The sequence below is a fragment of the Pseudomonas fluorescens genome (assembly GCF_902497855.1).
Lineage (GTDB): Bacteria > Pseudomonadota > Gammaproteobacteria > Pseudomonadales > Pseudomonadaceae > Aquipseudomonas > Aquipseudomonas fluorescens_BI.
This window is the reverse complement of sequence record NZ_CABVHU010000006.1, coordinates 313,825-334,123: the sequence shown is the minus strand read 5'-3', so window position 1 is coordinate 334,123 and position 20,299 is coordinate 313,825. Positions and strand designations below refer to the sequence as shown.

The window sequence follows — 20,299 nt, the reverse complement described above, 5'->3', positions numbered from 1 at the left end:
ATAGGAACGGCGTTCTTGTGGCATAGGCGTCCGCTTAAAAAGGCTAAAAATGGTGTCCACTTAAATTTAGGTGGACACCATCGCCTCAAGCGACGGTGTCAGGAAGGTGTGTTGCCCGGACGGTTACGTTTTACAGTAAGAGCGCGTTCCGTTGCGCATGGATTCCGTATCCGTGGGTAACGCAGGAACAACACCGAATCTGAAGGCCATCTCACATCCTCTTCGAGTTCACCGTCGAGCCACTCTAACTACTAACTATTAGCGGCTACGGGCCACTACAGCAAGGAACGTTCCTGTAAATCCGATGAATAGCGCCAGCTAGCGCAATGGCCCGCGACGGCACACCAGCGCGCTATCACATTGGCAGAACACCTTTCTAAATTATCCTTGCTAGCTCCGTTCAGCGCATATGCGCACTTTCCCTGATGTCCCCGCCGTCGCCACCTTGTCTTTCGGAAACCTCGGCGCTGCATGGGCGATTTTTACGCTTCATCATTCGGGCGGCCATCCAGGTAACCTTGTCTGATTGTTGCGGGTGGTGACGTCCAATTCCCCCAACTCCAATGACAGGCGGTCACGATCATTTCAGAATCGGGTGGCGTGCTGGGCAACGGCAACGACGCACCCTCTCCTTTACCGCAACCAGCCAAACGTTGACTTGAGACATCAAACGAATTGTTTTCAGGGTCGCGCATCTCGAAATTGGGCATAGACTCAGAGTCCTACGTTACAAATGTCGGCACATTGGGCCCGGCTAAGGAATCGATGAGTGAACGTCAACTGGGAAGGGATATTGCCGATTCAAGGAGAGATTATCGTCATCGAAGACGACCCGACATTGCGGTCGCTGATGGTGGATATCGTGGTGGAGATAGGCGCAAAAGCAGTAGCGTTCGACACTGCTGATGATGCGTTGACCTATCTGTTGGAGGGGCATGATCAGTGCCGTCTGGTGATCGCAGACCAGAGTGTTCCGGGGCAAATCCAAGGTATCGAATTCATCGAGATGGTAAGGGGTCGATGGCCGTACATCGGTGCAATTCTGACATCAGGGTATCTGATAGATCCCACAACAGTACCGCCATCAACCACCTATCTGCACAAACCTTGGTCACTGGACGATCTGGTGATCGCAGTGGCGTCCCTTCTGCAGCCTGATCACCCCCTCCGCAAAACTTGAGTCAACGTGACCTGGTGGGCTCTGATACTGCGTGTCAACCATTCACCGTCGCGCTCACGCACAGAGCGTTTTGGCGAGCCGCCATTTCAATTCTGAGTTCGCTGATCAAATTCGAGATCGCCCGACTGGACGTGAGTTCCGATGCCAATACGCCTGGGACAAACAGCTCTACACGGCCCGAGGATGGCTCAATCATTTTGATCAAAAGCGCCCCTTTGGGGTTCACGGTGCAGGTGCAGGAGCAAGGTAATAAACCGCTCTCAATGATATGTCGGCCCCTGGTCAATTAGGCGAGCAGCGCAGATTTTCGGATGCCGCCAACCACCTCCGTAGTGCTTTAGGCATTAGTGAAGAATTGAATAGCATATGCTTGCAACGCACGTAAGCCAGACAAGACTCAGACCGACGTGAATTGCTGCGAAGAGTTTGTTGGACAATCGAAGCTCATTGACAAGGAGTAGGTTTGATTGACGTCATTCAGAAGCACACCGTTCCATTTTAAGGAAACTCTCGTCTCCATATTGAGTGCTTCATCACGTTTCTGAAATTCGTGGCGAACAGCGGTGTCATGTTGAACCGCTCGTACTCGTTCTCGAGACGACTCAAATAGGTAGTCTTCAAACGCAGCGTCTGTCTTCGTCAAAGATGGCAAAACCGCTTGGCTACGACGTTCGGCACCTTCAGCATCCGTTATACCGTCTAGCGAACAGGGGGAGTCAGCGCGTGAGCCCTTCACATCCTTTGCGCACTGGCCATTGCTAGGACACCCCCTGCATGCTTGAACTTGCTCCATGACACGCTTTTCGGCTCAATGGTGAAAAGCATTGATTGCGACGTCGCCATCACACTCATCACGCCAGGTACGGAAGCCCTATCCACCAACGAATCTTCAAATCGTGTGCACTGATAATTTTGTGCATTGAACCTTCCCCTGATGACCTGGAATCGCGCGTTATGCAGACATCAGGCTGATATGCATCGACTCAATGTCAGGCACCTCTTACTTCTTGTGCGGTAGCACCGCGCCCAATACCTGCTTGGCGGTTTGCACGATCACCCCGGCTTCGTTCGGGTCACCCTTGAGCAAAGTCGTGGCAAACTTCCTGGCCTGTTCGAGCTTGATGTGTGGCGGCAACGGCGGAACGTTGGGGTCGGTCTTGAACTCGATCAGCACCGGAACATCCGAGGCCAGCGCCTGTTCCCAGGCGGCGGCAACGTCCTCCTCGCGGTCGACGAAAATCCCTTTCAGCCCGATTGAAATGGCGAACAGGTGGTACGGCACGTCCGGGATGCTTTGCGACGCTTCGAACTTGGGATCACCCTCCATAACCCGTTGCTCCCAGGTGACCTGATTGAGATCTTCGTTGTTGAACACCGCGCAGATCCATTTCGGGCTTTGCCACTGGGGCCAGTATTTGGCGACGGTGATCAATTCGGCCATGTTATTCATCTGCATGGCCCCGTCACCCACCAGCGCAATCACCGTGCGTTCGGGAAACGCAAACTTCGCCGCAATCGCATAGGGCACCGCTGCGCCCATTGAGGCCAATCCGCCGGAAAGCGAGCACTTCATGCCGCGACGAATTTTCAGATCGCGGGCATACCAGTTGGCGCACGAACCGGAGTCGCTGGTGATGATCGCCCGCTCCGGCAAGCGAGGTGACAGCTCGTAGACCACCCGTTGCGGATTGATCGGTTTGGCTTTGACCATGGCGCGTTTTTCCAGGGTCTTCTCCCAACTACCGCGCCAGCCTTCGACTTTTTTCCGCCATTTGCGCTCGGTTTTCTGTTCGAGCAACGGCAGCAATGCGGCAAGTGTTTCTGCAGCATCGCCCACCAGGTTGACCTCCATGGGATAACGCAAGCTGAGCATGTCCGGTTGCAAGTCGATCTGCACGCCGCGCGCCTGCCCTTCTTTGGGCAAGAACTCGGAATACGGGAAGCCCGAGCCGATCATCAGCAAGGTGTCGCATTCGGTCATCAGCTTGTAACTGGGCTCGGTGCCGAGCAAACCGATACTGCCGGTGACCCACGGTAAATCGTCGGGCAGTGCTGCTTTACCGAGCAAGGCCTTCGCCACACCGGCGCCAAGCTTTTCCGCCACCGCAATCACTTGATCGGTGGCTTGCAACGCGCCAGCGCCGACCAGTATCGCGACCTTTTCACCCGCATTCAAAACGTCTGCTGCTCGCTGCAGATCCGCCTCGTAAGGCACTACTCTAGGCTTGCTGTAACCGACGCCCGAATGCGCGGTGCCATGGGCGCGGGCCGGCGCCTCATACTCAAGATCTTGCACATCATTGGGCAGAATGATTGCCGTGACGCGCCGCTCGCCGATGGCGGTGCGCACCGCGCGGTCGATCAAGTGTCGTACTTGCGCCGGTGCCGAAGCCTGCTGGACAAAGGCTCCGGCGACATCCTTGAACATCGACAACAAATCGAGTTCTTGCTGGTAATGGCTGCCCAGCGCCGTGCGCGCCTGCTGGCCGACGATGGCCAACACAGGCATGTGATCCATCCGGGCGTCATAAAGCCCCGTGATCAGGTGCGATGCGCCAGGGCCCGAGGTGGCAATGCACACGCCCAACTCACCGGTGAACTTGGCATGCGCCGACGCCATGAAGGCAGCCATTTCTTCATGCCTGGCCTGAACGAATTCAATCTTTCCCTTGGCACGGCTCAACGCTCCGAACACGCCATTGATGCCGTCCCCTGGATAACCAAAGATCCGGGTCACACCCCATTCGCTAAGCCGTTCAATCAGAAAATCGCCAACTGTTGTCGTCATGTCGTCCTCGCCTTCATCCCGTGCATCGAGCATCTCCGACAGAACATCCCGTCGGAACGTGTAAGGGTCTGGACACTCGGGTGCAGATCGAAGTTCTGCCGGATGTCAGTCACGATCAACTCGATCAGCAGTGCAACCAGCAGCGTCATGGCCGGCATCCACACCAAGGGATTTGAAAGCCGTTGTGCGTAGCGAGTGTCCAGAGTCGCCGTCCAGGCAACCAACACGCCCAACAACACCACGGTCACAGTCGCGAAACACCGCTTGAAGCACACGAGCAGGTGCTGCAAACGGATCTGCTCGGATACCTGCGGTTTCAACAGCAACTGAGGCACGGCGGCAGCGGACTGAGGGTCGATGATGGCGACAATGTTGCGCAGGCTGCAATCGTATTCACCCAGAAGCATGGTGAAACCAACGAAGGCAGACTCGGGCGCTTGCAGGTCGGATGAGCCCAGTGAGGCTGAAAATGCATGTGTGGCTCGATCAAAGTTTATCGAATCTTTTGGAACAACGCTCATTTGGAGCGCCGATGTGGTTGTCCGATCTGACAGCGGTAGGACAATTACCGCGTGCCCTTGGTCTTATTTCGGGGTATGCAGCTTGGGATCAGACGGATTGTTCTCGACCTTGGCGCTCTATTGGGTAGCGCGCCCCAACCAAGCTGCAGCTAAATGGTCTAGGCCACATTCCTCAGGCTAGGTTTAAGTCCGATCGCGACTCGTCTTGCACATCCCACCCCCCACGCTAAAGCCCGAGTCATTGATTCACCTGGTCTGGAATCAACTGCCTCTTCATGCAAGGCCATGCCGCTCGCTGCATAAACTCCGATGAACATTAGCGTGTTTCCTGCGGGCGACAGCCTCACTTGGACGTCGATAATCGTGCCATCGTCCAACGTCTCGTCGTGTGTCCGGTGGTGAAGCGCCGGATCAGCCCATTGCCAAAACACATCCCCGCGAATTCGCATGCTACGCCCTCCTACGTCTTTAGTCTTACACCCAGAAACACACCATAGACCACAGACGTGATGACGCAACGTGTAATCGAGAGAGCGATTTCCAAATCGGATAACTGGCCGCGATTCTTGTACGCAGCGGTTAATTTTGCATAGGTTTTAAGCCTTCTTTTATTTTTTAGGGTATGAAAGTTTTATGCCTGATGCTTCGGCGGATGGATTGAGTGTCGCCCTCGTAGATTTGCTAATGTCCATTATGTGGAACACTTCCACCCCTCGGATCAGCAGGGAGTCGGCAACAATACGACGGTCGCATCGCCACCATACGGCCTCGGAGCACATGATGGCGCAGCGCTTGGTATCGCTCAGCTTCAACAACTGGCATAAACCTGCATCTAACTCGTCCGAGAAAGCATAGTCAGCATAGTCAGCATAGTTATGAAAGCTTTGATTATCCCAGAACGCATTGATTTCCTCTGGGACGGTTTTCGAATTCTTGCGTAACCCACCTAGATCTGCACTTTGGTAATGCGAGATGTCGGATTGGGCCAGCAGTTCGGATAGCACATCCAAGTTGTATTGAGGATTCGTGCGGGAGCGTGGCACAGTGCGAATATCTACCACAGCGTTAACATCAAAGCTCTGCAACATCCGGACGAAGACGTCGATTGGCTTGGTCGAATGACCCACAGTGAAAATGACCCTGTACATCGCCTCCTCCTCATTGGTCAGAAACAGAAATGCGATAAGGACGTTCTAAAACCTGCCTCGCTTGCAATACATTCGATAGGCAAATCAGTGGTTTCCATCAGCACCTGCGCTCTGACAACGGGATGCTCAACAGCTTTGCCATCTTGCGTGTGCGTCGGTGTGTCACCCGCATCTTCGCAATGCGATTCGTCACATCAGTACCGAGTAGATGGAGCCAGCAATGGATTGCCGCCACCGCTCCCATCGATTTGCCGCTTGTCCGGCGAACCCATGACCGCCAGCAATACCTGATCTCTTGATGCCTCCTGGCCAGGCAAATCCTTGGCCAGAAAGTACGCACCTTTCGATGTTCCACCGCGCATCAAAAGGCAAGGTATGCGAGTCTGAGTCATTTTCAATCTTCGAGTTCGTCAAGGCTGTCGACGTACCTCAAGCCTTTCTCCGCCAGACAGCCACGCATGTTGTAGATGTCCAGCCCCAACTCACCCTTGGCCAGTCGCAGCGCGTTGTGCTCTTCCAGATCGGCACGCCGACGGCTGGCCTCGAGCACTTGCGCAACCTCGGCACGCCGCACAATCACCACGCCATCGTCATCCGCCACCACCACATCACCGGGATTGACCAGTTGCCCGCTACACACCAGCGGCAGGTTGACCGAGCCCAGGGTCTCCTTGATCGTGCCTTGCGCGCTGATCGCCCGAGACCAGACCGGAAAGCCCATCTCGCGCAATGTATGGGTGTCGCGCACGCCGGCGTCGATGACCAGTGCGCGCACGCCATGGGCCTTGAGCGAGGTCGCCAGCAGGTCGCCGAAGTAGCCGTCGGTGCAGGGGGAGCTCGGAGCGACCACCAGAATATCGCCTGGACGGCACTGCTCCACGGCCACATGGAACATCCAGTTGTCACCCGGTGCGACCAGTACCGTCACCGCCGAACCGCTGATCACGGTGTCCCGCTGAATGGGGCGGATCGAAGGCGACAGCAGACCTTTGCGGCCCTGCGCTTCATGAATCGTCGCGACACCGTAGCGTTGCAGCTCATCGACCAGCGCCCGCTCGGCCCGGGCAATGTTGCGCACGACGATGCCGGTTTACTCGCATTGCTCGGGCTGATGCGCTTCGAAGCTGTACACCGGTGGTGCGCCGACAATTTTCTCACCCGGTTTGTAGCCTTCAGCCTGGGCGATGATGCGCGCATCCTGGGTGAGGTTCATGGCCAGCGGATGATCGTAGTTGTACGGGTCTTTCAAAGAGTGACTGAGGACAAACTCAGGCTGGACTCGACGGAACACATCGGCGAGACGAAACAGCGATGGCTCCGCCGGCACGCCAGACAAAATCGGCAGAGTGGGCACTGACGACCAGCGCATTTTTTGGTGATTCGATCATTGCGGTTTCTCCTCCTGCGTTTCGAAAGAGCCTCGCACCGCGATCCACTGAGGGAGTAATGCGTTACAGTGTTCGAGGTATGCTTTTTTTTTATTGCCTGTGGCCAAACAGGCGATGCATAGTCAGGCTCGAACATTGATCCCCAGAGTACGCTTGCCATGGAATCCGATGAACTTCCCAGCCTGATGCACGTGCGAGCCTTCGTCCGGGTCGCCGACCATGGCAGCGTTTCCAAAGCTTCGGTAGCCTTGTATCGGGCCCAATCGGTGGTGACCCGATCGATTTCCGAGCTGGAGGCCCGGCTGGGTGTGCCGTTGTTCGAACGCCACGCCAACGGTATGCGCCTGACTGATTACGGCGCACGGCTATTGCCTCGGGCGCGGCGGGTGCTGGCCGAACTGGAAAGCGTGCCGCGATTATTGGGCAGCGGGGAAAAACGTGCTGTCGAACCGCTGTACCTGTTTCAGAACAGGCGTTTGGAGGTGTTCGTCAAACTCTGTGAAACCCATCATATGCAGACAGTTGCCAACCTGCTGGGTCTGAGCCAGCCGGCGATCAGCTCGACCATCAAGGTCATGGAAAATGGCTGTGGCCAATCATTGTTCGAGCGTACGCCTCGCGGATTGCAACCGACCCGTGCCTGCAATGAAATCCTGTTCCCAATCCGCCGGGCGCTGAACGAGTTACGCCATATCGAGACCGATATCACCGCCATGCGCGGTGCCCTGCAAGGCGTGGTACATGTCGGTGCCCTGCCCCTGGGACGTACGCGTATCTTGCCCGAAGCCATCCTGCGCTTGATGGCCGAACACCCGTCGACGCAAGTGATCACCAACGAAAGCCCATTCGATCTGCTGGCGACTGAGTTGCGAGCCGGCGATGTCGACTTCATTTTTGGCGCCCTGCGATCCCAGGCCTATGCCAGCGACCTGACCGGTGAAGTGTTGCTCACGGAGGATATGGTCGTGGTGGCGCGGCGTGATCACCCGCTGTATTCGAAAACCGCCCTGCACGACGAACTCGGCGCCGCCCAATGGGTGCTGCCTCGGGCAGGATCCCCCGCCAGGCAAATGCTCGATGAGTGCTTCGCCCGATTCGGTATCGCACCTCCCCGCCCGAGGGTGGAAAGCGGCGACATGGCGATCATCCGAGGCCTGTTGCTGCGTTCGGACATGCTCGCGGCAGTGTCCGCCCACCAGTTGGAACAGGAGATTGCCTCCGGTGAGTTGTGCATCCTGCCGCTGACGCTGCAACAGACCACCCGCGCCATCGGCCTGACTTATCGCAACGGCTGCCTGCACTCTCCGGTGGCGCAAGCGCTGATGGACATGATTCGCCGGGTGATCCTCGAGCAGTAAGCCCTGCAGTCAGAGCAGACTGAAAGGATAGCTGACGATCAGGCGGTTTTCGTCAAACTCGTTGCTGCTGTAGTCGCGGCGGATACTGGAGTTGCGCAGGCGCAGATTGAGGTTCTTGAAAATGCCGCTCTGCACGGTGTAGGCCAGTTCCGACTCCCGGCCCCACTCCTTGCCGTTGCTAACAGTCGCGGTGTGTACGTTATCGCCGCTGATGTAGCGGTTCATCAAGGTCAGCCCGGGAATACCCAAGGCGACAAAATTGTAGTCGTGGCGCAGTTGCCAGGACTTCTCCCGGGCGTTGTCGTAGCTGTTGTTGTAGCTGTCATTGGCCAGCGTGCCACCACTGGTGCCGTTGACCCGCATCCACGCATCATCACCCGTGAGCTTTTGCAGGCCGACATAGAAGGTGTTACCACCGTACTTGGCTGAGAGCAGCGCTGAGGCGGTGCGGTTGTCCAGGTCGCCGGCCCGGGCACTGCCGTCCTCGCTACCCCAGAAGTAACCCAGGTTTGCACCCAGCGTCCAGGCGCCGAGCGGTTGACTGTGTACCAGTTGCAGATACTGTTGCTGATATATGTCCTTGAGCTCGGCATTCCACAGGCCGATCATGGTGTGCTTGTCGTTGAAGCTGTATTCACCGCCGACGAAGTTGAAGCGATCGGACGTGAACGCGGTTTCGCCTTGCATGAACATGTCGTCCATGCTCGAGTCGTTACGCGGGCTGTTCTGCCGGAACTGGCCGCCGTATAGAGTCAGGCCGTTGATATCCTGTGAGGTGATCTGACCGCCTTGGAAAGTTTGCGGCAGCGAGCGGCCATCGTCGGAACGCAGGATAGGCAATACCGGCATCCACTCACCGACCTTCAGTTCGGTTTTGCCCACTTTCATTTTCCCGGCAACCGCCAGACGGCCGAAATCATCGACAGGACGCCCATCGCTATTGATCGGCAACAGCTGCGTACCAGCTGTGCCCTGCCCGCCATCAAGCTTGACCGAATAGAGTCCCAACACATCCACGCCAAATCCCACCGTACCCTGGGTGAAACCGGAACGAGCATCGAGAATAAAGTTCTGCGTCCACTCTTCGGCCTTGCCTTGTGGGTATGCCGGATTGGTAAAGTTGCGATTGATATAGAAGTTACGCAGGTTCAGGTTCGCGCTGGCGTCTTCTATAAAACTTGCAGCCTGAATTTCCAGAGGTGCCGCGCAAGCAACGGCCAGCGAGCAAGCGATTCGACGATTAACGGTGATTTTCATTGTTATTGTTTTCCGATTTTTGGCTAAAGGAGTGCCCTGCGCCCTTATTTGCCGGGCACAGTGAGATCAAACGAAAAATGGGTAATGGCGACCCAGGCAGGGTCGCCGAGAACTGGCGGAGCGGTCGCCCCGAATGATCAGCGAGAGGTTTTGCCCGCCACCGAGTAGAGCACCTGTTGGTTGCGGGTCTTCATAAACTCAGGAACTTGTTCAGGCGATAGCCCTTGGCACTGCGCTCCAAGGTGAACGGATAGGTGCCTTCGAGCTTTTCGATACCGGCCAACTGATGCTGCATATGCTGCATATGCTGCATATGCTGCATATGCTGCAAGTGACGCGTCGTGACTTCGACGGGCACCTCCCTGTCCTGATTCTAAATTCCTGGGTTCGAAGAAATATTGTTACGCCACTACCACGCGGTTGACCCGGCGCCGAGCATGACCATTGGCCATGATTGCCACTGCTGCGATGAAGGCAGGCACGCTCAACAGGGTGAACAGCAACGGTAGCCCCAAGCCGAGGCTGAGCACAGCACCACCGATGAGAGAACCAAAGATAGCCCCGAAACGACCGATGCCCAGCATCCAGCTCACACCCGTGGCGCGAAAATCAGTTGGGTAGCAGCCCGGAGCAAAGGCGTTGAGTCCGGTCTGCGCACCGCTCATGCAGAAACCTGCCGCGACGACGCCGAATGCCAACAGACTCGACTCCAAACTGAATGCGCCCAACAGCAGAATGAACGCGCCACCCATCGCATAAGCCGTGGCAATCACGCGGTTGGGATTGCGCCGATCCATCGCCCAACCGACCACAATCGCGCCGACCGTGCCACCGATCTGGAACAGGCCGGTGATAGTCGCCGCCCGCTCAATGGACAGGCCACCTTCGCGCAACAGCGTCGGCATCCAGCCCATGGTCAGGTAGATCACCAGCAACCCCATGAAGTAGGTCGTCCACAGCGCAACGGTGCCGAACCGGTAGCCCTCGCTGAACAGCATGCGAACAGGCGCCTTGAGCTGGGCCTTTGGTTCGGTCATGGTGAATTTCGTGGTGGACGAGAAGGTGCCACCCAGTTTATTCAGCACTTTGGCAATCTGGCTGGCGGGAGCATTTCTACTTGCAAGAAAACGTGCAGACTCGGGCAACAGCAACCAAAGGAATGGCAACAACACTAGCGGCAGGATGCCACCCGCCAGCAGCACTGATTGCCAGCCGTGCTGTGGAATCAACCAGGCAGCCAAAAAACCGCCCAACCCCGACCCCATGTTGAAACCGGTGAACATAATGGTAATGAAAAGCGACCGGTTGCGCTCTGGCAGGTACTCGGACAACAACGTGGTGGTATTGGGTAGCGCTGCGCCCAAGGCCACTCCAGTCAACAAACGCAAGGCCGCCAATTCGTAGGGATTGCGGGCGAACGCACAGGCCAGGCTCAACACGCTGAAACCGGTCACGGCGAACAGCAGCACTTTTTTGCGCCCCAGACGGTCGGCGTAAGGGCCGGCCGTCAGGGCGCCAATTGCCAAACCGACCATACCGGCACTCATCACCGGCCCAAAGGCCGCTTTGGACAGACCCCACTCCTGAATCAGCGAAGGCGCGATAAAACCCATGACCGCGACGTCAAAACCATCGAACAGCACAATGAAGAAACACAGGCTCATGATGAGCCACTGATAGCCGGCAACCGGACGGTTGTCGATCCACGCTTTGATATCGACCGTTTCGTGACTCATGCTTTTCACCTTCTTATTTTTGTAGACAATCCAACGGGCTAGGGAATGGACAGACCTTTCCCTCAGTCGAATACTGGGCATGACTCTAAAGCCGCACGTGTCCGTTGCGCCTCTGGGAATTCTTTAAGCAGGCATCGGTTTTTCTTATCGGGAATGCATGGATGGCGTAATCATCGCGCGATAACAGACGTCTCATATCGTTTTCACCGCGGCCGGCTCTGGCGGAAGTTTTGGATGTATCCGGGGCTGCTAACTCTTCTGGTGCCTTTATCATCCTCACTCAACAGGCGCTCTAGAGCGCGTGACACAAACAGGCGCTCTTTGTTCTTGGCTCTAGGTATCACATGTGCGATCGCGCGAATGGCGGGACGAGGGCGAAGCCTTGAAGTACCGAAGCCGCACTTCGCACGGATGGTTGCGGGAGGTTTGCAGGCTCGCCCCCTCGTTCGCGCGTGCCAGCCACGCATGGTGCAGCGCATTTTGCACCTGAAAATTGAGTGCCGCTGCGCCGGCAATGACGCCATTGAAATCGTCCGGATAACGTTGCGCCTCCATCAGGGCCTAGCGTCCGCCGTCCGAGCAACCGGTGAAATAGGCATACGCCTGGGGTTGGCCGTAGTAATGGCGGATCAGCTTCTTCGCCGCGACGGCGGTAAGGTGTACGGCGCGGTAGGCGAAGTCCGCGCGTTTCTGCGGGTCGTTACCGAAGTCGGCACTGTTGCCCTGATGCCCCATGTCGGTGGAAGCGGACTTTTCTGTTCAGGCGTTTCAAACGCCTGCAACGACCTTCGTTCGACATGGCTGCCTCTGTCGTTCACGGGGCAAGGGTTCAACTGCAGTGATAACCGGCGCGCCCGTCCGGGGGCACTTCACCAGCATGCAGCTCACGCCATAGAGCTCTTCAATGAGCGCAGAAGTCACGACTGTGTCGGGAGCGCCCTCAATCACGATGCGACCCGCCTTCATGGCCACCAGATGGTCTGCATATCGGCAAGCGCTGGAAAGATCATGCAGCACCATTACCACCGTCTTGCCGGCATGGCTCAGCTGGCGAACGAGTTCAAAGACTTCTATCTGATGCCCCAGATCCAGCGCTGAAGTGGGCTCGTCCAGCAACAACAAAGGCGTGTCCTGAGCGATCGCCATCGCCATCCAGGCGCGTTGTCGCTGCCCACCGGACATCGATTCGAGTGCACGGTCTGCCAACTCGACAAGGTTCGCGGCCTGCAAGGCACTCTCGACGATCAGTTGATCCTGGGCGCTCCACTGGCGCATCAAGCCCTGATGCGGTTGACGGCCAAACCGGATGAGCTCATTCACGGTAATCCCCTCCGGCGCACTCGCGTCCTGAGGTAGCAATGCCAATAACCGGGCTACGTCGCGGGTGGCTAATGAGCCGATTGGCTGACCATTGAGCAGGACGGCGCCACTGCGTGGCTTATTGAGACGCGCCAGGCCAGCGAGCAAAGTGGATTTGCCACAGCCATTGGGGCCGACGATGACCGTCACCTGCCCTTGCGGAATGTGCAGATCCAGGCCATTGACCACCATGCGTCGCCCGTACCCGAGATACAGATCGCGCGTTTGCAGAGTGGCCATGGCGGCGCCGGGGCACGGCGATTCGAAACGGTTCATCGGACTCTCCGATCAGGTTGGCGCAGAACAATCCATATCAGATAAGGGCCGCCAATGATGGCCATCACGATGCCGACAGGCACCTCTATGGGTGACAGGATATTGCGACCTGCCCAGTCGGCGACCACCATCAGCAGCGCCCCGCTCCAGGCCGAGTTCAACACCGGAACACCCCGCTGCCTGGCAAGATAACGCGCTATCTCCGGCGCGATCAGCGCCACCAGGCCAACCGGGCCTGCTACCGCTACGCCCAACGCGGTGAGCCACACGGTCACCGCCAAAGTCGTCAGGCGCAATGCGCCCAGACGTACGCCCAGGCTGATGGACACCCGTTCCGAAAAACCCATCGCAGCCAGTTGGCGACCCAATAGGCAGGCCCAAGGTAGGCCAAGGAGCAGTCCTGCCGCGAGTGCCGTGTTGGCTCCGGGTGAGGTTCCATTCAGGCTGCCTACCGTCCATGGATAGGCGCGATTGGCCGCGTCTATCGGAGCCTGGGAGAGCATGAGATTGGTCAGTGCGCTGAACATCGCGCCGACGCCGATCCCCGTAACGATGAAACGGTAGCCGCGTGAACCCGAGCCAGATGCCAGGGCAAACGTCAGGACAGCCGCGGTCGCCGCTCCTGACAAGGCCAGCACCGAAGGCATCATGGTGGTGGACACTGCCACGATAGACGCCACGGCAAAGGCCGTGGCGCCATTGTCCAAACCGACAATTCCAGGAGTAGCCAGTCGATTGCACGCTAAGGTTTGCATCAGGCAGCCAGCGGCGCCCAAGGCGGCACCGGTCAACACAGCCGCGAGTATCCGCGGCATTCGAAGCGTATTGACCAGCAACCGGCTGACGGCATCTCCCTGGCCTGCCAGGACGAGCAGCACGTCCTTGACAGGTATTGGCCGACTGCCACCAAAGGTCAGTGAGACCAGGCAGGCACATGCTAGTAGCATCAACAGAAGTACTCCCGCACCAAACGAACGGCGCGATACCAACTGAGTCCAGGGGCCCAGGCGCAACAGCCAGAAACCGGCGGGAGCCGTATGTGTGGGCCGGCGTACGAACATTGCTTTCATAGGATCGGCAGACGCTGGGCGCGCACCGTTGCTATGAGTACAGGCGCGCCAATGAAAGCGGTGACGACCCCGATGGGCAATTCATAAGGGCGTACCAACAGGCGTGAGACGATATCGGCCCCCAGCAGCACTGAGGGGCCAAGCAGCAGGCTTAACCAAAGTGTCTTGCGAATGTCGCTGCCCCGCAAGATTGCCTCTGTTCCATTCATCGTGTGCGCCTCAGCCGACTACCTGAAACGTGCTGGCAGGCCCTCCTCCCCCGATGATCTCCTGCAGCATGCCTGCCTTGCATTTCGCTATCCGCTAGATGGACGTTTTTTGCGTTGGAGTTTTATCAAGGATGGGCACCAGTACGACGCGGCAATCAATGCAACCACTATCAGTAACGATGTCGATGCCCTAGCGCAAATGGCAATCAACGGGGCGGGGATCACCCGCTTGGCAGAGTTCGTGGCGGCGCCCTATATCGAAAGTGGCCACCTGGTTCCGCTGTTTGAATATGATTCAAGATCCAGTTACCCCTACGCTGAACCCTTGGATATCTATGCCTGCGTCCAAGAACGCGCTGCGTTCACACCAAAGGTCAAAGCTCTTATGGATTACCTGGTTGAGCAACTGGAAAATCGCTGGTCTTCAGAAAACTCTTACAACGCGTAAACCATGGATGTGGATACACGGTGTGAATTTTCGTCCACAAAAAAGGGCACTCGCAGGGCCCTTTTGTACTCAAACCAAACTCACTTGGTCAGCCAAGACTCAACAGCGTCGAAACCGTGCCCAACTGATTCAGACCTTTGCTACGCTGTCCTATTCCACGCAGCAATCACGATTTCGAATGCAGACTGTATTGGGTGAAGCGTTGCATAACCAGGACACAAAAAGGTAGGTCGTTGCGTTGTGTGTAGCCCTTCCCAGGAGCGTGACTTGCAGTCAGCTTACAGGTGGGCTGATGCACCGGTGACTCAGATGGACAAGCTTCGCTCTCGCAGTTCAACATTGAGGATGCGGTCGTTTTCCGAGTAATCGACAGGACGGTCGATTACGTGCGCACCTGGGGTGTTGATGCAGTGCTCAAGCAATGGGCGCAGACCCTCAGCGCTTTCTACGCGATGACCTTCGGCACCGTAGGCTTTCGCATAAAGAACGAAGTCAGGATTACCGTAGTCCAGGCCGAAATCGGCGAAGCCCATGTTCGACTGCTTCCAACGAATCATGCCGTAGCCATCGTCACGCAGGATCACTACCGTGAGATTCATCGTCATGCGAACCGCAGTTTCCAGTTCCTGGCTGTTCATCATGAAGCCGCCATCGCCACACACCGACATAACCGGTCGATCTGGATAGACAAGGTGAGCAGCCATAGCCGACGGCAGACCCGCCCCCATAGTTGCGAGGGCATTGTCGAGCAGCACTGTGTTGGGTTTGTGGGCCTTGTAGTTACGGGCAAACCAGAGTTTGTAGATCTGGTTGTCCAGGGCGACGATACCCTCGGACGGCAAATCACCACGGATGTCAGCGACCAACCTCTGCGGGTAGATTGGAAAACGGTTGTCGTCAGCACCCTCAATAATTTGCGCCTCATTGGCCTCACGGATCGTCATCATCCGGGTAAAGTCCCAATGCGAAGTTTCATTGAGAGCCTCGCCGATCTGCCAGACAGCATTGGCGATATCACCGATTACTTCGACCTGCGTGGGTTGGCACTCAATCAGGAAACTCAGCATATGAAGAAGCCTTCACCCAATCCCCCCGACGCCGATCCGGCGTCCCTGCACAAATCCGATGCAAACACGTCCAACGAGGCTGCCGAGCAGGCTGTCTATTTTCACGTTCCGTCAATTGCCGATATCAAAGCCACGCCGCGTACACCCAGCACCCTGTTAACCGTAGACCCAGAGGCTACGACCGAAACCCTCGTGGTTTATCTGGTCGAAACGCTGGCCTCGGTTGATGTGATGGTTCATCACCTGGTGGATCATCTGGACGGTGGGTCGCGTCACGCCTTGTTGGGCATTTCCAATAGCATCATGCTGGCCGAAATTACGGCGAACCGGGTGCTTGATAAGATCGATCCACCCAAGTAAGTGGGGTTGACTGAGGTCGAATGAGTAAGCTCTTTGGGCCGCAGCGGTCTCTTTCTAGGACCGCTGCAAAACCCTATGACGGGTAGCCGCGGCACCCAGGCTTCGCTCGCGAACCGAATGAGGGGCTGAACGAAGGGACTAACCAAAAGGACGATTTTATTTTAGGGCAATACCTTTTTCCGCCGGGCTGAACATACGTACGCCACATTTTTGTCTGTCACCCTTCCGAAAAAATAGATCCGTCACCTTTTGGCACCTTTTCCGAACGCAATCGACCTGGCCCTCATCACCGCCCAGCGGCGAACGGATATCCTCGACATGCGGTTCGATGGGGTTCGAGAGGGATATCTTTATGTGGTGCAGAAGAAAACATCGAAGGCTAGCGACGCGGCATGGATTCGTTTTCGAGTCACACCGGAGTTTCAGGCAGTCATCACCCGGTGCCGGGACGATATCGCTTCCCCGTACCTGGTGCACCGCAAGCCCGATCGCCTGAAACAGAAGCAGGCGCAGAACAAGGACCACTGGACGAAGGTTGAGGAGAGGTAGTTGACTCGAGCGTTCAAGGACGCCCGGGAGGCGGCGGAATGCTACAAGGGATGGAAGGAAGAAGAGATGCCGGGCTTTCATGAAGTGCGGGCGTTGTCGCTGCATCTGTACAAGAAAGCCGGAAAGGATGGGCAGAAGATCGCTGGACATGCGAGCGAAGGCATGACCAAAAACTACCAGCGGGACCACGAAGAAATCGTCTGGTCCGAGGCAATTCCGGACCTGAATATCAGCGAAATCACCGGGTAGTTTTGCGCCAGTTTTGCGCAGACACAAAAAAGCCGATCTAGATGATCGGCTTAAGTGCCTGATTTTACTCAGGAATAATGGTCGGGACGGAGTGATTCGAACACTCGACCCCTAGCACCCCATCTCCTTTTTCATACTTCTTGATAGCTTCCAAAATTTTACTCTGGATTTTTCTAAGCTAGTATTTACTTGAGCTCCAGCGGTGTTCTGCTCTACGAGAGTCCAGTAATGTCCATCAAGAGCCGACGTTTTTGTGGGGGTAAAAGTAGGGGGAGTCCGTTCCATGGCCAAAATCACCATCAAAGAACTTGAGTCACTGACCGCCAACGATGCCGGCAAAATCCTCAGGGAGGACGGCAATCTGGCCGGTCGAATTTCGGTGCGCAAGGACGGTGTGTCGGTCAGCTTTTTCTATCGGTATCGGTGGGGCGACCAGAACAAAGAGTACTCCTGCGGGTCATGGCCGCGCAAATCCCTCACGGACATCCGTAAAGCACGCAACCAGGCCCGGGCGCTCATCGATGAGCAAATCAATCCCAACGAGCAAAAGAAAACCGCCAAGGCACAGGCATACGCCGCTGCTAACGTAGAGGCTGACCAAGTAAAAGCGACGAAGGTGAAAACGCTGACCGTCCAGGATTTGGCCAAGGCGTGGCTGTTGGATGGCGTGGCGCGCAAAGATGGCAATGCTGAATTGCAGCGCCGTTTTAACAAAGACCTTTTTCCGGCACTCGGCAAGACCGCAGTGAGCAGCGTCTCCGAACACGATGTTCGGGCGCTGATCCGCACCGTGGTCAACCGCGGCGCTCACCGGCAAGCGATCAGCTTCTTCGCCGACCTCACTCAGATGTTCAGCTGGGCCAGAAAGCGCCAGCCCTGGCGGGCCTTACTGGTCGAGGGCGATCCAACGGAGCTAGTCGACATCTCCCCTCTGATCCCTGCCGACTACGAGGCAGAAAGAAGCCGCATTCTTTCGCCCGCTGAGTTGCTGGAACTGCATAACCGCTTCCTACAAATGACCCAAGATTACAACGCCCTACCCGCTGGGCAAAAATACGACGGCATACGGCCGTTAAAGAAGGAAACCCAACTCGCGCTCTGGATCAGCTTGGGCACCTTGTGCCGGATTGGCGAGTTGCTGCAGGCCGAATGGAAAAATGTCGATCTAGACCAGCAGACCTGGTTCCTCCCCAGCGAAAATGTCAAAGGCACCCGTGGCAAAAAACAAGACCACCATGTCTTCCTCTCCCCCTTCGCCCTGCATTTCTTTGAGGAACTCAAAATCCTGACGGGCGACTCGCAATGGTGCTTTCCGAACAAGCTGGATGATGGGCATGTGGATGTGAAAGTGGTGAGCAAACAGGTGGGTGACCGCCAGGCCCGGTTCAAAAATCGCAAGGCCCTCTCCAGACGGTGCCATGACGATACCCTAGTCCTTGCCGACGGCCAAAACGGCGACTGGACGCCGCATGACCTGCGCCGTACGGGGGCGACCATGATGCAAGCCTTAGGCGTTAGCCTGGACGTCATTGATCGCTGCCAAAATCATGTACTGGCCGGCTCTCGGGTGAGACGCCACTACCTGCATCACGATTATGCCGAAGAAAAGAAACGTGCTTGGAAGCTGTTGGGCGATCGACTCAGTGCGGTGCTGTCCTCGACCTACGAGCATCCACCGGCTGAGTCGATGATGTCTTTTCCAGCCTACTCTGCCACTGGATCACTGCCCGCTCCATAGGTCAGTTCTTCGATACTGAATTGAAAATGCTTTCGTAGACGGACACGAAGGTCCAGTGATGTCCAGTTCTTGCTGGTGCTCACGGACACATTTGGGTCCAGGCCATGTAAAAACGCAGGTACCGATTTGAAGTCTGAGTTACTACGTAAAATATGCCGGCGCTGGATTAGCCAGCAGACCTGAAACTTAGATGGGAACGTGATATTCGTGCTGATTCTGACCGTCGAACCTGCTCTAAATCGTTTTCACACGACCTCGGTCGAAAACAGACAACATCTGTAGCATTTGCCAACGGCGGCATCTGATCGCGAGTTTTAAAAAACGTCGTCTTCCTAAAAACGATTCACAAATTTGATATCAAGCGTGGTTGGACAGAAACAACTCCGCCTGCGCCGCCGTTATCGTCAACAATGCATCAATGATCATTCGTACCTTGGGCTGGATATAGCGCGTGCGCGGCCAGATGACATGGATCGGCATCCTCGCTCCGGCATAGCGATCCAGAACTGTCACCAACGCACCACTGCGTAAATGGTCATCAACTAGCCAGGAGGGCAACTGCGACAAGTCACAGCCATCCAAGGTCGCCTGGAGCATTATTTCGCCGTCGCCGAACTCATGCCGAACCCGGATTTCTTGCTGTTCAACAAGACCTTTAGGCCCCTTGAGCAGCCAGGCGGCACGCCCCCCCTTGCGCCAGGCGATGATGCAATCGTGTTCCAGCATCCGACTTCTCTAGAACCGGTGAGTTTCTGCGCAAGTAGAAGCACAGATGACCAGATGCTGCTCACCCAGCTTACGGGCGACCAGTTCTGGATCGTCCTTCAAGTCGCCTATGCGTACCGCCAGCTCAATGCCTTCACCAATCATGTCGACGGTCAGATCAAGTTGCGCGTAATGCCGCGACAGGCCAATCAACAACGGGGCAATGTGTCGCCGTCCGAACGCGGCAGGAAGATCAATTCGCAGGCGCCCCCGGGGCTCGGCAAGCCCTGTAGACAAACTATCTTCAGTGTCCCTTAGCTCGTCCATCACTCGCAAACAACTGGCCAAGTAGGCTTCACCTTCACCGGTCAAGCTCAGCTTGCGCGTCGTTCGGTGCAGTAGCTTTATGCCTAGACGTTTCTCTAAGCGAGACACGCACTTGCCCACCGCAGTGCCAAAAATGCTGCAGCTCACGACTCCGCGGAGCACCCTTGCGCAGAATGATTCCGTAGGGAGCCAGGCCATCTATCACATTGCCATCCAACACCTTCACCAATCCCGTACGGACATGATCATGAATGACCGCTTCGCTGAGGACCATGACAGCATCAGTCAGTTGGACCAACTGCAACATGGCCCAAATCGACGAGCATTCGATGGTGTTGGTAGGTGGTAAGAGATCTACATCCGCCAACCATCGATCAAATGCTTTTCTACCTGGGCTAGCCAGCGGCTGAAGTAGCCAAGGCCACCGCAGAACCATTTCTTCGAGCGACGCGGATGGTTACTCAATCAAGGGATGGCCGGCACGAACTGCAACGACTAGGCGATCATTACCCAACGGCTCAAAGTCGAATTTGGACCGATCGCTTGGCGAAATACGGTGCCTGCGT

The 20,299-nt window shown here is 56.5% G+C and carries 18 protein-coding genes and 7 pseudogenes; 6 read left to right on the top strand and 19 right to left on the bottom strand.

Going from position 1 to position 20,299, the window contains the following annotated elements; all coding sequences use genetic code 11:
* Positions 1–482: 482 nt before the first annotated feature.
* Positions 483–710: a hypothetical protein gene (locus F8N96_RS15205; RefSeq protein WP_150798478.1), complete on the bottom strand. Its 228-nt coding sequence runs from the start codon at positions 708–710 to the stop codon at positions 483–485.
* Positions 711–769: 59 nt separating this feature from the next.
* On the opposite strand from F8N96_RS15205, the gene F8N96_RS15200 reads away from it, so the two are divergent.
* Positions 770–1,180, top strand: coding sequence for a response regulator (locus F8N96_RS15200; RefSeq protein ID WP_150798477.1), 411 nt, complete (start codon positions 770–772; stop codon positions 1,178–1,180).
* A gap of 34 nt (positions 1,181–1,214) precedes the next feature.
* Here the strand turns inward: F8N96_RS15200 and F8N96_RS15195 are convergent, their stop codons facing one another.
* From F8N96_RS15195 to galB, 8 genes and pseudogenes are all read right to left on the bottom strand, one after another.
* On the bottom strand, positions 1,215–1,466 hold the full coding sequence (locus tag F8N96_RS15195) for a DUF1652 domain-containing protein (RefSeq protein WP_150798476.1): 252 nt from the start codon (positions 1,464–1,466) through the stop codon (positions 1,215–1,217).
* Between the two features lie 714 nt (positions 1,467–2,180).
* Positions 2,181–3,968: a thiamine pyrophosphate-requiring protein gene (locus tag F8N96_RS15190; RefSeq protein WP_150787861.1), complete on the bottom strand. Its 1,788-nt coding sequence runs from the start codon at positions 3,966–3,968 to the stop codon at positions 2,181–2,183.
* A complete protein-coding gene (locus tag F8N96_RS15185) occupies positions 3,965–4,489 on the bottom strand; it encodes a hypothetical protein (protein ID WP_150798475.1) in 525 nt (174 codons plus the stop codon). The genes F8N96_RS15190 and F8N96_RS15185 overlap by 4 nt, the downstream gene beginning before the upstream one ends.
* A 158-nt stretch (positions 4,490–4,647) precedes the next feature.
* Positions 4,648–4,938, bottom strand: coding sequence for a hypothetical protein (locus F8N96_RS35405; RefSeq protein WP_150798474.1), 291 nt, complete (start codon positions 4,936–4,938; stop codon positions 4,648–4,650).
* 159 nt (positions 4,939–5,097) lie between these two features.
* Entirely contained in the window at positions 5,098–5,637 is a 540-nt protein-coding gene (locus F8N96_RS15175; RefSeq protein WP_150798473.1) for a DUF488 family protein, read from the bottom strand.
* Positions 5,638–5,855: 218 nt separating this feature from the next.
* A pseudogene (locus F8N96_RS15165) lies at positions 5,856–6,029 on the bottom strand (PrpF domain-containing protein); the annotation flags it as partial.
* A gap of 2 nt (positions 6,030–6,031) precedes the next feature.
* Positions 6,032–6,721 carry a 4-carboxy-4-hydroxy-2-oxoadipate aldolase/oxaloacetate decarboxylase gene (locus F8N96_RS15160; protein WP_150798472.1) on the bottom strand — a complete coding sequence of 230 codons (690 nt, stop codon included), beginning with the start codon at positions 6,719–6,721 and terminating at the stop codon, positions 6,032–6,034.
* A gap of 9 nt (positions 6,722–6,730) precedes the next feature.
* Positions 6,731–6,949, bottom strand: a pseudogene (gene galB / locus F8N96_RS15155) (4-oxalmesaconate hydratase); the annotation flags it as partial.
* 234 nt (positions 6,950–7,183) lie between these two features.
* Here galB and F8N96_RS15150 point away from each other — a divergent pair.
* Positions 7,184–8,383, top strand: a complete 1,200-nt coding sequence (locus tag F8N96_RS15150; protein WP_150798471.1) for a LysR family transcriptional regulator — start codon at positions 7,184–7,186, stop codon at positions 8,381–8,383.
* A 9-nt stretch (positions 8,384–8,392) separates the two neighbouring features.
* On the opposite strand, the gene F8N96_RS15145 is transcribed toward F8N96_RS15150, so the two are convergent.
* From F8N96_RS15145 to F8N96_RS15120, 7 genes and pseudogenes are all read right to left on the bottom strand, one after another.
* Positions 8,393–9,640, bottom strand: coding sequence for an OprD family porin (locus F8N96_RS15145; protein ID WP_150798470.1), 1,248 nt, complete (start codon positions 9,638–9,640; stop codon positions 8,393–8,395).
* Between the two features lie 190 nt (positions 9,641–9,830).
* Positions 9,831–9,998, bottom strand: a complete 168-nt coding sequence (locus F8N96_RS35060; RefSeq protein WP_191635359.1) for a hypothetical protein — start codon at positions 9,996–9,998, stop codon at positions 9,831–9,833.
* 43 nt (positions 9,999–10,041) lie between these two features.
* Complete coding sequence (locus F8N96_RS15140) at positions 10,042–11,376, bottom strand: MFS transporter (RefSeq protein WP_150798469.1); 1,335 nt, start codon at positions 11,374–11,376, stop codon at positions 10,042–10,044.
* A 333-nt stretch (positions 11,377–11,709) separates the two neighbouring features.
* Positions 11,710–12,123, bottom strand: a pseudogene (locus F8N96_RS15135) (tannase/feruloyl esterase family alpha/beta hydrolase); the annotation flags it as partial.
* Between the two features lie 21 nt (positions 12,124–12,144).
* Positions 12,145–13,011 (bottom strand): ABC transporter ATP-binding protein, encoded by an 867-nt coding sequence (locus F8N96_RS15130; protein WP_150798468.1) that lies wholly within the window; start codon positions 13,009–13,011, stop codon positions 12,145–12,147.
* Positions 13,008–13,958, bottom strand: a complete 951-nt coding sequence (locus tag F8N96_RS15125; RefSeq protein WP_224794099.1) for a FecCD family ABC transporter permease — start codon at positions 13,956–13,958, stop codon at positions 13,008–13,010. The genes F8N96_RS15130 and F8N96_RS15125 overlap by 4 nt, the downstream gene beginning before the upstream one ends.
* Positions 13,959–14,077: 119 nt before the next feature.
* Positions 14,078–14,290, bottom strand: a complete 213-nt coding sequence (locus tag F8N96_RS15120) for an iron chelate uptake ABC transporter family permease subunit (protein WP_150798466.1) — start codon at positions 14,288–14,290, stop codon at positions 14,078–14,080.
* Between F8N96_RS15120 and F8N96_RS15115 the strand changes: the two are divergent.
* Positions 14,262–14,738: pseudogene (locus F8N96_RS15115) on the top strand (substrate binding domain-containing protein); the annotation flags it as partial. The gene F8N96_RS15120 and the pseudogene F8N96_RS15115 sit on opposite strands and share 29 nt — an antisense overlap.
* Before the next feature lie 305 nt (positions 14,739–15,043).
* Here F8N96_RS15115 and F8N96_RS15110 read toward each other — a convergent pair.
* A pseudogene (locus F8N96_RS15110) lies at positions 15,044–15,772 on the bottom strand (thiamine pyrophosphate-dependent enzyme); the annotation flags it as partial.
* A gap of 33 nt (positions 15,773–15,805) precedes the next feature.
* On the opposite strand from F8N96_RS15110, the gene F8N96_RS15105 reads away from it, so the two are divergent.
* From F8N96_RS15105 to F8N96_RS15095, 3 genes and pseudogenes are all read left to right on the top strand, one after another.
* Positions 15,806–16,165, top strand: coding sequence for a DUF6124 family protein (locus F8N96_RS15105; protein ID WP_150798464.1), 360 nt, complete (start codon positions 15,806–15,808; stop codon positions 16,163–16,165).
* A 264-nt stretch (positions 16,166–16,429) separates the two neighbouring features.
* Positions 16,430–16,963 (top strand): annotated as a pseudogene (locus F8N96_RS15100) (tyrosine-type recombinase/integrase); the annotation flags it as partial.
* Between the two features lie 283 nt (positions 16,964–17,246).
* Positions 17,247–18,701: a tyrosine-type recombinase/integrase gene (locus F8N96_RS15095; protein WP_150798463.1), complete on the top strand. Its 1,455-nt coding sequence runs from the start codon at positions 17,247–17,249 to the stop codon at positions 18,699–18,701.
* Between the two features lie 357 nt (positions 18,702–19,058).
* Here F8N96_RS15095 and F8N96_RS15090 read toward each other — a convergent pair.
* Positions 19,059–19,853: pseudogene (locus F8N96_RS15090) on the bottom strand (LysR family transcriptional regulator).
* Positions 19,768–20,169 carry a LysR substrate-binding domain-containing protein gene (locus tag F8N96_RS35865; protein WP_150798462.1) on the bottom strand — a complete coding sequence of 134 codons (402 nt, stop codon included), beginning with the start codon at positions 20,167–20,169 and terminating at the stop codon, positions 19,768–19,770. Before F8N96_RS35865 ends, F8N96_RS15090 begins: the two are co-directional and overlap by 86 nt.
* Between the last annotated feature and the right edge of the window lie 130 nt (positions 20,170–20,299).